12 protein-coding genes are annotated in these 11,895 nt (G+C 59.2%); 7 read left to right on the forward strand and 5 right to left on the reverse strand.

Annotated features, from left to right (window positions below):
- Nucleotides 1-44: 44 nt before the first annotated feature.
- Entirely contained in the window at nt 45-1,310 is a 1,266-nt protein-coding gene (locus tag JNB88_RS17405; protein WP_220356523.1) for an ABC transporter substrate-binding protein, read from the reverse strand.
- Here JNB88_RS17405 and JNB88_RS34620 point away from each other — a divergent pair.
- The 6 genes from JNB88_RS34620 (at nt 1,228) to ligD (ending at nt 7,035) form a co-directional block, all read left to right on the forward strand.
- Nucleotides 1,228-1,428: a hypothetical protein gene (locus tag JNB88_RS34620; protein WP_420832193.1), complete on the forward strand. Its 201-nt coding sequence runs from the start codon at nt 1,228-1,230 to the stop codon at nt 1,426-1,428. The two genes, JNB88_RS17405 and JNB88_RS34620, sit on opposite strands and share 83 nt — an antisense overlap.
- Before the next feature lie 196 nt (nt 1,429-1,624).
- Complete coding sequence (locus JNB88_RS17410) at nt 1,625-2,650, forward strand: substrate-binding domain-containing protein (RefSeq protein ID WP_220356524.1); 1,026 nt, start codon at nt 1,625-1,627, stop codon at nt 2,648-2,650.
- A 334-nt stretch (nt 2,651-2,984) separates the two neighbouring features.
- Entirely contained in the window at nt 2,985-3,341 is a 357-nt protein-coding gene (locus JNB88_RS17415; RefSeq protein WP_220356525.1) for a hypothetical protein, read from the forward strand.
- A 124-nt stretch (nt 3,342-3,465) separates the two neighbouring features.
- Nucleotides 3,466-3,696: a hypothetical protein gene (locus tag JNB88_RS17420; RefSeq protein WP_222858048.1), complete on the forward strand. Its 231-nt coding sequence runs from the start codon at nt 3,466-3,468 to the stop codon at nt 3,694-3,696.
- 10 nt (nt 3,697-3,706) lie between these two features.
- Nucleotides 3,707-4,540, forward strand: coding sequence for a non-homologous end joining protein Ku (gene ku, locus JNB88_RS17425; RefSeq protein WP_037132936.1), 834 nt, complete (start codon nt 3,707-3,709; stop codon nt 4,538-4,540).
- A 2-nt stretch (nt 4,541-4,542) separates the two neighbouring features.
- Nucleotides 4,543-7,035, forward strand: coding sequence for a DNA ligase D (gene ligD / locus JNB88_RS17430; protein ID WP_220356527.1), 2,493 nt, complete (start codon nt 4,543-4,545; stop codon nt 7,033-7,035).
- Between the two features lie 22 nt (nt 7,036-7,057).
- On the opposite strand, the gene ku (JNB88_RS17435) is transcribed toward ligD, so the two are convergent.
- The 4 genes from ku (JNB88_RS17435) to JNB88_RS17450 form a co-directional block, all read right to left on the reverse strand.
- Complete coding sequence (gene ku / locus JNB88_RS17435) at nt 7,058-7,867, reverse strand: non-homologous end joining protein Ku (RefSeq protein ID WP_220356528.1); 810 nt, start codon at nt 7,865-7,867, stop codon at nt 7,058-7,060.
- A 114-nt stretch (nt 7,868-7,981) separates the two neighbouring features.
- Nucleotides 7,982-9,079 (reverse strand): DNA topoisomerase IB, encoded by a 1,098-nt coding sequence (locus JNB88_RS17440; protein ID WP_220356529.1) that lies wholly within the window; start codon nt 9,077-9,079, stop codon nt 7,982-7,984.
- A gap of 81 nt (nt 9,080-9,160) precedes the next feature.
- Nucleotides 9,161-9,490, reverse strand: a complete 330-nt coding sequence (locus tag JNB88_RS17445) for a hypothetical protein (protein ID WP_220356530.1) — start codon at nt 9,488-9,490, stop codon at nt 9,161-9,163.
- A complete protein-coding gene (locus JNB88_RS17450; protein WP_220356531.1) occupies nt 9,487-10,278 on the reverse strand; it encodes a DUF2092 domain-containing protein in 792 nt (263 codons plus the stop codon). The genes JNB88_RS17445 and JNB88_RS17450 overlap by 4 nt, the downstream gene beginning before the upstream one ends.
- Nucleotides 10,279-10,670: 392 nt before the next feature.
- Here JNB88_RS17450 and JNB88_RS17455 point away from each other — a divergent pair, with 392 nt between their 5' ends.
- Nucleotides 10,671-11,861 carry an efflux RND transporter periplasmic adaptor subunit gene (locus JNB88_RS17455; RefSeq protein ID WP_220356532.1) on the forward strand — a complete coding sequence of 397 codons (1,191 nt, stop codon included), beginning with the start codon at nt 10,671-10,673 and terminating at the stop codon, nt 11,859-11,861.
- Nucleotides 11,862-11,895: the final 34 nt, after the last annotated feature.

Below are 11,895 nucleotides of genomic sequence, written 5' to 3' on the forward strand. Positions count from 1 at the left end.
GGGGAAGGGCAGCGGCGAATGCCCGCCGCTGCCGATGCCGTCGGTTACCAGTTCTCGCCCTTCAGCGTCGTCAGGTCGGCCTCGAGAAGCTCGAGGTTTTCTGCGGAGGTGCCGTTACCCGAAAGCGAGTTGTGAACGGCGGTCCAGAACTTCGAGGAGACCTCGTTGTACTTGACCTTGGCGGATGCCGACGGACGCGGAACGGCGTTCTGGAAGATCGGCTTCCAGTTCGGCATGAAGGGTGCCGCGGCAGCGATGTCCTTGTCGTCGTAGAGCGCAGACAGTGTCGGCAGGTTGGAGAGTTCGATGGCGCGCTGCTTCTGGCGTTCCTTGGAGGTCAGGAACTTGACGAGCGCGATTGCGACATCCGGGTTCTCGGAGTACTTGGAGACGGCGAGGTTCCAGCCGCCGAGCGTCGAGGATGGCGTGTCGCCTTCCTTGGCGACCGGAAGCGTCGTCACGTCGAACTTGCCCTTGACGGCGCTGTCACCGCCATTGCCGAGCGCATAGGCATAAGGCCAGTTGCGCATGAAGACGGCATTGCCGGTCTGCCAGACGCCGCGGGACTCTTCTTCCTGGTAGGCGAGCACGCCGCCTGGAGAGATCGTTCCAACCCAGCCCTTGGCGCGGTCAAGCGCTGCTGCTGCGTTTTCATTGTTGATGGAGATCGTGCCGTCGGCTTCGATGATCTGGCCGCCACCCGATGACTTCACCCATTCGAGCGCGTTGCAGGTCAGACCTTCATAGGCATTGCCCTGGAACACGTAACCCCAAAGATCCTTCTGGCCGGCGGCGCGCTCCTTTTCCTGGATTTCCTTGGCGGTCGCCGCCATTTCGTCCCAGGTCTTCGGCGGCTGCTTGCCGTACTTCTCGAGCAGGTCCTTGCGGTAGAAAAGCGCCGGCGCATCGGTGTAGAGCGGCATGGCGACGAGGCGGCCGTTCACGGTCTGCGAGGCGATGATCGACGGGAAGAAATCGCCGACGACATCCTTTGCCGCATCCTTCAGGTCGACGAACTGGTCGGCGAGCTGCGGCGCCCAGATGACGTCGGTCTGATAGACGTCGACGTCTTTGTTGCCGGCGGCTAGCCACAGGCGATACTGCGAGAACTGCTCCGTCGAAGACGACGGCATGGTCACGATGCTGACCTTGTTGCCGGTTTCCTTCTCGAACTCGTCGAGCTGCTTGCGGAACAGGTCGAGGTTCTTGCCAGTTGAGCTTGCTGAAATGCTGATATTTGCGGCGAACGAGGGCTGTGCGACGCCGATCAGCGCGGCCGCGACGGCGACCGCTGTGAAACGAAACTTCATATCTTCCTCCCAAAAGAACCAAACATTGGAAAAATTGAAAACGGTTTGGCTGGAAAAAACTGTCAGAAGGTCGATATTGAGTCAAGCGGGCACTCATGTCAAAGTCGCACAACCATGATCACATATTGATAACAAAGCAAAATCATACAGATGCTGCTCAATTGGGTTGTGGGAAAAGATCGAAAAGCGTTGCTCGGGAATATCTAAAATTGAAAACGGTTTGGTTCTTTGTAAGCTGCTATGCTTAGGCCATAAGAAAGATAACGCTTGGCGGGAACCAGCCAGACATACCAGCACGAAAGACGCAATGTTGCATGAAGCTTAAAGAGTTCGCGAAACAGGTCGGACTGTCGCCAACGACAGTCAGTCGTGCGCTGAGTGGTTACCCCGAGGTGAGCGAGACGACGCGGGCACGTGTCGAGGAAGCTGCTGCCAGGCTCGGCTACAGCCCGAACGTCAACGCCGTCCGGCTGAAGACCGGGCGCGCGGGCGCGATTGGTGTGGTAATGGGGCGGGCCGGCGAATTTCACTTCGCGGAATTCATGGCCGGCATGGCCGAGCGGCTGGTCGCGGAAGAGACCGACATTCTCGTTATACCGATGGCGGATCCGAATCAGGACGACGAGATGCAACTCTACCGCCGGCTTGTGGAGAGCAGGCGTGTCGACGCGATTATCGTGCACTCGCCCAAACCCAATGACGAGCGCATCGCGCTTCTCCACGAACTCGGTATGCCGTTCCTTGTTCATGGTCGGTCAGCCATCGACGTGCCCCACGCCTGGCTAGATATCGACAACGAAGCCGCGATCCAGCGCGCGACGTCGCATCTGATCGATCTCGGTCATCGGCGAATTGCCATGATCAACGGTCGCCCGGGGGCGACCTACGCTCTTCACCGGGAGACCGGCTTCCGCAAGGCCCTACAAATTCATGGCATTGAGCCTGATCCACAGCTGATGGCGAGCGGGAACTTCACCGACGAGCTTGGCTTCCGTTTTGCGCGCTCCTTCCTCGAACAGCCCAACCCGCCAACGGCCTTCGTCGCCGGATCCATGATGACGGCGCTCGGCGTCTATCGCGCGGCCCGGTCGCTGGGGCTTCAGATTGGCCGGGACGTCTCGGTCATCGCTCACGACGACGTCTTCCCGTATCTCACGGCGGATAACATGGTCCCGTCGCTTTCGGCGACGCGGTCTTCGATGCGCGCGGCCGGAACGCGATGCGCAGATCTTGTGCTGCAGCTGCTGTCTGGGCGGTCGCCGCTTGAGATTCACGAGTTGTGGCCCGTCGAACTGATCCTGCGCGAATCGACCGGACCTGCCGGCCAGTCCCCGTCCTGACATACCAAGCGGAGCTATATCTGCCGGCTTGGCAGTGGGTAGAATATCGCGCGTTTTCTCGAAACGATGGAAAGACGATTTCCGCGTCTGAAGAATTTCAGTGCCTGGTTGATTGAGCACGCGGCCCCAAACCCGCATATTAGTTATGGTTGCTCGTGCATGTCGGCCATTCCTCCCGGTCGATGGGCAACTGTTCCCTCTGGAGGTTTTTGACCTTCGTATCTCGGCCATCGTGCAAGCGGTGGCTTTTTTTTGCCCATTACGCCGCGCAAGAACTCGGAACATTCAGGTGTGGCTTCCGTTCTCCTCGATGCAAGAGCTGAAGGAGAGTGTCATGCAGGTTGTCGGCACACAGGTCATCCCGGAAAAGGGCGGCAAGCTCGGCTTCATAATTGAATTCGTTGGTGACGGTGGAGAGGTCGTCTCGGTTCAACTGCGCAACGACGAGAAGCAATCCATCAACTCGATCAACGCGATCGAACGGGCCAAGGCGGTTATGTTGGAAATGGCTGCAGCGGAGACCGGCAACGGCGCCCCGGGGCGCATGGCGACGCGACCGAGCGCGAGGACAGCTGGCGATCAGAGCGCCATGGAGGAGCAACTGGACGAAGGGCTGGAAGGTACGTTTCCGGCAAGTGACCCAGTTTCCGCAACCGGATCCACGATCCCGACCGCTCCTGCCAAACACTGACGGCGAGCCCCAAGCGTGATTGTCTGGAACTTTTTTGCCTTCAATGTGTTGAATCCCTTCGTTGCAGACGCGGGCGGGTCATCAGGTGGCACACATCCGAAAAATCGATCGCAAAAGCGGGCAGATGGATGCTCGAGATCGGCTGATTGTCGCGCTCTACGCGCAACTAAGGGCCGAGCGGCAGACGCGCGAAACGCTGGAATGGGTCATCCGCAATGGGGGCTTGTCCAAAGAAGTGCTCGAGGCGATCGCCGCCGATCCCGTTCCGGTCGTTACCGGCGATGACATCGCATCTGTCGAGAAGATCATAGCGATAGACGAACGACGCAAGCGCAAACTGCAAAACGACAACTGAGGGGGATGTCATGGCAGGTCGGGCAAGCTGGAAAGGCCATCTAAAGGTGGGAGACCTTGTCTGCAGCGTGGGGCTATATACTGCAGTTTCGACCTCGGACCGCATCTCATTCAACATCATCAACCGGAAGACTGGCCATCGGGTCGAGCGGCAGTTCGTCGACAGCGAGACCGGCAAGGCCGTTGAGCGGGACGATCAGGTGAAGGGATATCAGCTGGACAATGGCGAATACATCGTCATTGAGGGTGATGAGATCGCCGGCGTCATGCCGGAAAGCGACAAGGTCCTGAATGTTCAGAATTTCGTGCCATACAGCGAAATCAACAAGCTCTATTTCGACAAACCCTACTACCTGGCGCCCGTCAGCGAGGATGACGAAGAGGCGCTCGGGCTGATCGCCCGTGCGATGCGCGATCAGAAGGTCGCGGCGATCGCGGAAGCGGTGCTTTTCCGCCGCAATCGTACGGTTCTGATCCGGCCGCAGGACGACTACATCATCGCGACGACCCTGAGCTTCGACTATGAGGTGCGTAAGCCGGATACGGTCTTCAAGGACATTCCTGAGATGAAGTTCGACAAGGAGATGCTCGAGCTGGCCGGGCATATCATCGGAACGAAAAAGGGCACCTTCGTTCCCCAGGAATACGAGGATCGATACGAGATGGCGCTCTCGGAGCTGGTCAAGGCGAAGATCGAGGGCCGGGAGTTGCCGAAGGCCAAGCCGAAGCCGCAAGGCAAGGTCATCGATCTCATGGATGCCCTGAGACAGAGCGCCAAGTTGAGCGCTAAGCCGCGCGCCGGAAAGGCGGCGCGAGCCGATAGCGGGCAGACGAAGGCGAGCTGACAATGGCTCTAGAGGCCTATCAAGCCAAACGCAATTTCAAGACGACGCCGGAGCCGCGGGGAAGCAAGCGCGGCGGCAAGCCTCCAACACAAACGGCGCTGAGCTTCGTCATTCAGAAGCACGATGCAACGAGGCTCCACTATGACTTCCGCCTAGAACTCGATGGCGTGCTGAAGAGTTGGGCTGTCACGCGCGGCCCAAGCCTTAGTCCCGATGAGAAGCGGCTTGCAGTCCATGTCGAGGACCACCCGCTGGATTACGGCGACTTCGAAGGCATCATCCCGAAGGGCCAATACGGCGGTGGCACGGTGCTGGTTTGGGATCGCGGTACGTGGACGCCGAATGGCGATCCGCACAAGGGCTACAAGAAGGGCCATCTCGAATTCGACCTGGACGGTGAGAAACTGAGCGGCCGCTGGCATCTGGTTCGTATGCACGGCAAGCCGGGCGAGCGACAGGAAAACTGGTTGCTTATCAAGGCCGAAGACGCGGAGGCCAGCCACAAAGGCGACATTCTCAAACAGCGGCCCGAGTCCGTGAAAACGGGTCGCAAGATCGAGGAAGTGGCGAAGCACCCGGACGCCACCTGGAACTCCCATCCCAAGGGAGCGTCGAAGTCTACCTCTTCAAAGCGCAAGCGCCTCGAGTGGCCAAAGGGGGCTGCGAAGGCGGTTATGCCTGCTTTCATCGAGCCGGAGCTTGCCAAGCTCAAAGCAAAGCCTCCTTCTGGAGACGGGTGGATCCACGAGATCAAGTTCGATGGGTATCGGCTCCAGGTTCGCCTTGAGAAGAACAACGCATCTCTGTTGACCCGCAGCGGGCTCGACTGGACGGAAAAATTCGGCCCGGAAATCGTTAAAGCGTTGACTGCAATGCCGGCGAAATCGGCGATCCTCGACGGTGAGATCGTCGTCGAGCGGGAAACCGGTGCCTCGGACTTTTCGGCCTTGCAGAATGATCTCAGCACGGGCCGTCATGATCGCTTTGTGTTCTATGCCTTCGATCTGCTTTACCTCGACGGGTACGACCTGCGGCAAGTATCGCTGACCAATCGCAAGGCGTTGCTTGCGAACCTGCTCGCCAACGTCGACGCGCGACTTCGCTATAGCGAGCATTTTACGGAGAAGGGTGCCGTGGTGCTGGAGCATGCGCGCCAACTCGGGCTCGAAGGGATTATCTCGAAACTGGCCGACAGCGAGTACGTATCGGGGCGTACCGGCGATTGGGTCAAATCGAAATGTCTGCAGAGAGAGGAGCTGGTGATCGGCGGTTATGTGCCTTCGACCGCGATGAGTAATGCGATCGGTTCGCTGGCGATGGGCGTTTACCGCAAGGGCAAGCTGGAGCATGTTGGCCGGGTCGGAACGGGATTCAGTATCAACGTCGCGCACGAGCTCTATGAGACGCTGTCGACGATGGAGCAGACGGAGAGTTCCTTCGACGATGACCTTACTGCTGAAGAGCGTCGCGGGCTGGTCTATGTCGAACCGAAGCTTGTTGCCGAGGTTGAGTTTCAGGCATGGTCGGCAGACCACAATTTGCGGCACGCCGCATTTCGCGGGCTGCGAGAAGATAAGGCGCCAGAGGAAGTGATGTCCGAAGAAACAAACGCGACTTCTCAGGAACTGCCTCAGTCCAGCGTTACGCTCACGCATCCGGATCGTATTTATTGGCCGGAGGAGGGGATCACCAAGCAGGGGTTGGCCAGCTACTATGCTCGGGTATGGCGTTTCATCGAACCCTATGTGACGAAGCGGCCGCTGGCATTGCTGCGCTGCCCCGACGGAATTGCCGGACAACGTTTTTTTCAGAAGCACGCCTGGAAGGGCATGAACTCCAATATCGAACAGATCACCGATCCGAAGGACAGGGGCGGTGAGAAATTGCTCCGCATATCGGACTTCGATGGGATGGTCGCCCTCGTCCAATCGGCCGTGCTCGAGATCCATCCCTGGGGTGCCACGACAGGCAGCTGGGAGCGGCCGGACATGATCACGATGGATCTTGATCCGGCTGATGGTGTCAGTTGGGCTGAGGTGATCACCGCAGCCTACGAACTGAAGGAGCGTTTGGAGGCTGCGGGTCTCGCGGCTTTTGTCAAAACCTCAGGCGGCAAGGGGCTGCATGTCGTGAGCCCGCTGAAGCCGAAGGCCGGCTGGGCGCCGGTCAAGGCCTTCGCCAAGGCGTTGGCCGATGGCATGTCCAACGATCACCCGGACAAATATCTGGCGACCGCCACGAAGGCGAAACGAAACGGCAAGATCTTCATCGACTACCTGCGCAATGGGCGGGGCAATACCGCCGTCGCCGCCTATTCTGCGCGCGCGCGTCCGGGCGCGGCCGTTTCGATGCCGCTGGCATGGAGCGAACTGACCGAGGAAATCGGCCCGGCCTATTTCACCGTTGACAACGCGCCGGCGCGTCTTGATGGCCTGCGAAGCGATCCGTGGGCGGATTTCTTCGCTGCTGCCGCCCCGCTCGACAAGCGGAAGTAAAGACAACGTGCCTTCTGCCGTCTCAATGGGACTTCGGACGCCCTGTTTCCTTGGCAAGGCTCTTCTTCAGGGCGTCCATGATGTTGACAACGTTGCCTGTAGGTCTCGTGGCTGGCCGTTTGGAAGGAGCGGGCGCCGTCTTTGCAAGGTTCTTCTGCTTCGCGCGGATCATGGCCCTCAAACGCTTCTGGATTGGATCCTGCACCATGGCGGGCTGCCATTCTTCGGTTCGGTCTTTGACCAGTTTCGTCATCAAGGAAAGTACGGTTGAATCCACCTTGCCGTGGCTGTCCAGTGTTGCGACAGGGGGCCGGACCTCGTCGCCAAAATGCAGCGTCCAGAGAATGATACCCTTGCCCTGTGGCTCAAGCAGGACGGCGCGCTCCCGCCGGTAAAGGACGAGCCGCGCGATACCCACGACATCGTTTGCCTTCATCGACTCGCGGATGACGCAGAAAGCTTCGGTGCCAACCTTGTCCTCCGGTGTCAGAAAATGCGGTTTGTCGTACCAGATCCAGTCGATCGAACCGCGCGGAACGAAGGTATCGATGTCGATCGTCTTGGTGCTTTCCAGCCCGACTTCGTCGAGTTCCTTGTCTTCTAGAATGACGTAATCGTCTTCGCCGCGCGGATAGCCCCTGGCCTGGTCCTTATCGGCAATCGGCTTGTGAGTGACGCTGTCGACATAGCGGCTTTCGACGCGGTTCTTCGTCTTTCGGTTCAAGACGTGAAATCGAAGCTGATTGCTATCAGTCGTCGCCGGGGTCAGCGAGACCGCGGCGGTGACGAGTGACAGCTTGAGATAGCCCTTCCAATAGGTCTGACGTGCCATTTGCGCCCTGGCGCCCTGGCGCCATCTCCCGTGGCCGCATTCGCGGCAATGCCACATAACGGCCTGAAGTGCGGTTTGGTTCCATTGCGCGTCAAAATGCCGAGCGCGGCGGCGTCAGCGGACGTCCAGGCCCTTCAACCAGCGCAGCACGGCGATTTCACCCTGGTCCATCCAACGCAACAACCTGGCGCTTCGGCTCGGTCGAGTGTTGGCGAGCTTGGCCAGTTCGCCGGTCTCGAAGCATTCGAACACCTTCGGATGGATATATGACGAGCGACATACGGCGCGCGTGTTGACGAGCCGCGCTGCAACAGTGTCGATAACCTCGTTGATCTGCCGCGCGCGCCCTCGCTGGCTTTCCTGCGGTTCCAAGGTCGCCAACGCCGTTGCCGCCATTTGCGTGGCACCCCAGGTTCGAAACTGTCGCGAGCTGAAATCGGTCCCTGATGCCGATCTTATGTAGGCGTTGACATCCTGTGATTGGATGGGGTGGCGCACGCCGTCACTGTCGATGTACTGGAAGAGTTGTTGGCCGGGCAGTTCCTGGAGCATTCGCACCGCGCGCGTGATGCGCCTATCGCTGTAGCTCAGGCGCCATTCCTTTCCTGATTTTCCCTTGAAGCGGAAATGAACGCTCGAGCCGGATATCTTCACATGCTTGTTGCGCAGTGTCGTCAGGCCGTAGGAGGCGTTTTCCGCGGCATAACTTGCGTTGCCGACGCGGATATAGAGGTTGTCGAGCAACCAGACGATCGTCGCGAGCGCCTTGTCGATATTGGGAGTTCGTCGCCTGAGGTCGGAATCCACCTTCTTGCGGATTGCCGGCAGCGCCGAGCCGAAATCGGCAAGTCGTTCGAACTTGCTCCTGTCCCTCTCGGCCGTCCATTCGGGATGGTAGCGATATTGTTTGCGGCCCCGTGCGTCGCGGCCGGTCGCCTGAAGGTGCGAATTCGCATCTGCAGAGATCAGAACATCGGTATAGGCGGGCGGAATGGCGAGCGCGGCGATGCGATCGAGTTCCGCCGGGTCGGTTAACCGGGTGCCGACCGCATCGTAATAGACAAATCCGTTCTTGACGGTTCGCCTTGTAATGCCGGTCTCCAGGGCCGCGATGAAGACAAGGCCGCCGACTGCTGGTGGCTCGCCGAGCGCAGCCGCCAGTTTCTCGTCAAGTTGCTGTTTATAGCTCGCTCTCTGGTCCACAGTGAGCATGAAACGCAGTTGTCGTCGGTAGGTTCCGATAACAGCGGGGCAACCTTGGGGCAGCCCCACGTGAAGAGCTCGGCGCTCCCGCTATTCGATGACCACCTGAACGTAGGTGGGGCCGCTCTTAGCGTAGTAGAGCGATCCACATCGGTAGTAGTAGGCTCCGTAGTACGCTCCATAGACGCAGCCGGCTGGCAGGGTGTTCACGTAGACGCTCGTTCTGCGCGCGACGCGGCGCGTCGTCCGACGGGCGGCGCCGGCATAGGAGAGTGGCGTCAGGGGGCGACCGATTTCGGCCCTAGCCGGGGTGGACGCCCTGACCGTCAACGCGGTCAGGTCGCCGCCCTCCATGCTGATGTCAAGGAAGACAAGTGCGACTGCGAGCGGAAGGGCGAAAATCCGTGCGGAGTTTTTCATTGTGCATCTCCCATCATGCCTGTCGGCGCCGGCAGTTCATCGATCTCGCCGAGTTCGCTTAGATCAACCTTCTTTGCATCGCCCGGTATCTCGATCGCAAAGTTTGCTACCTTCACATCTTCTCCCGTGCGGAAATTCCGGACCTCAAGCATGTATTGCGGTGCCTGCACCACATGCTTGCTGGTGACGATGTAGCGCTTCGGAATGGGCTTCGGTCCCGCCTCGATCCAGATCTGCCAGTCGACATCGTTCTTGCGGAATGTCAGGTAGTTCACTTCGACGCCGTCGATCACCGCGCTTGCAATGTGCTTTGCCTCGGTAACGCCGTCCATCAGCGTCTCGAAACTGTTCGATAGCAGGAGGTCTGAGCCGGGGATCTCCGCGCCGGCATTCTCCAGCCGGTCAAAAAGCTCGTCGAGGCTGCCCTTGGCATCGATTTGCGCGTAGGCGTCGAGGTTCTTGCCGTGAACCGTCAGTTTCGCTCCGTCGAAGCTGACATCGAGGTCGGCAAAACCGCCGGTTCGAGTCACCCGAATCTTGTCGGGTCGGCTGACCGCGGCAGTGCCGGAGCTGACAAATTGAAGCTTTTCAAAAGCCGGCGTCACCGCCTCCACGGAGGAAACGTAGTCGAAGGAGAACGTCTTCTGAGCTGCCAGGTAGTCGGACATGGCCTTCAGCAGCTCTCTTGAGTCGTCCGCCCAGGCTCCGGTCGGGCAGCTCAATCCGGTGGTGACCGCGCACATGGCAAGCAGGGCCCTGAATCGCGTCGGCAATGTGAATTTCGACATGACACACCCTCTTTTTGACAATGATAGATCGGGTACCGGTTAAGTGCAGGGTACCGAGAGGTGTTCGGCGGCACATCCTCGAAGGGCAAGCGCGGCTAAGCTTTTGATGTGTACCTAATAGACACCAAACGAGCGGATCAGCCTGCTTAGTCCAGCTCTGGGACACGCTGTCGACTACTGTGCGTTTGTTTTTCTTGCCGCCGAATGTAACCGTAAGTTCATATTTTGTCACACAATTCGGTTCGTCTCGGCAAACATTTATCGCGTGCGCGACTATTGCTTTTCGCGCAAATATTGTCTCATACTATAGGTCGCCTCGCTCCCTGGGAAGTCGGGATCTATCGAGAGGCACGCATGGAATCTAAGGCTCGCGCATTCATCGGGGCAGGAAAATGCGTGGTAGATCATACAGAGGGTTGCAACTTTTCGGAATTTTGACAGTCGTCGCGGGCCTATCGGCATGCGACAGCGGAAGCAACGCTTATGTGCCGCCGCCACCACCGAAGGTTAATGTCGCGCAGCCATTGCAGCAGCCAGTGGTTGAATATTTCGAGCTGACTGGCAACACTGACGCTATCAACGCCGTCGACATCGAAGCGCGGGTGCAGGGCTTCCTTGAGTCGATCGACTACAAGGACGGCACAGCCGTGAAGAAGGGCGACAAGCTCTTCAGCATCCAGCGAGACACCTACAAGGCACAGGTCGACCAGGCGCAAGCGCAGCTGGCCTCGCAGCAGGCGTCGCAGGTGGGGGCGAAGCAGGAATACGACCGGCAGCTCAATCTCATGAAGCAGCAGGTGACGACGCAGACGGCTGTCGATAGCGCCAAGGCGACGCTGGATGAGGCCGACGCTTCCATCCTGAATGCGCAGGCGAGTCTCGATCTCGCAAACATCAACCTCGGCTACACCGAGGTGGTCGCGCCTTTCGACGGTACGGTAACGGACCATCTGGTTGATGTCGGTGCGCTCGTTGGGGTATCCGGCCCGACAAAGCTTGCCTCGATCGTACAAACCGATCCGCTTTACGTCTATTTCAACGTCAGCGAAGCGCAGGTCCTGATGATCAAGCAAAGCTTGGCCAAAGCAGGACGCAAGCTCACTCAGGTCGATCTTCCGAACATACCGGTAGAGATCGGGCTCGGCGACGAGGAGGGGTATCCACACAAGGGGCATCTCGACTACGTCGCTCCACAGGTCGATGCCTCCACGGGCACGCTTTCGGTTCGCGGCATCATCGACAACAAGGAACATGCGCTGCTGCCGGGTCTCTTTGTGCGCGTCCGCGTTCCAGTCGCCCATAAGGACAAGGCGCTTCTCGTTCGCGACGATGCAATCGGCACCAATCAGCAGGGGAACTACGTGCTGGTGCTTGGCAAGGATGATGTGATCGAGCAGCGACCGGTGAAGATCGGGCAGCGCGATGGTTCCATGCGTGTCATCGAGTCCGGTCTCGACGCTGGCGACTGGGTGGTCATGGCAGGCATCCAACGTGCCGTGCCGGAGATGAAGGTCACGCCTGAAAAGGTCACGATAGAGGCCGCCGCGGCAACAGGGGATCCCAGCGGATCGAAGGTCCCATGAACCGAGGCCCGACCCGATCCAGGAGGCGAAGCAG

It is taken from the genome of Rhizobium cauense (assembly GCF_019511525.1).
GTDB lineage: Bacteria > Pseudomonadota > Alphaproteobacteria > Rhizobiales > Rhizobiaceae > Rhizobium > Rhizobium cauense.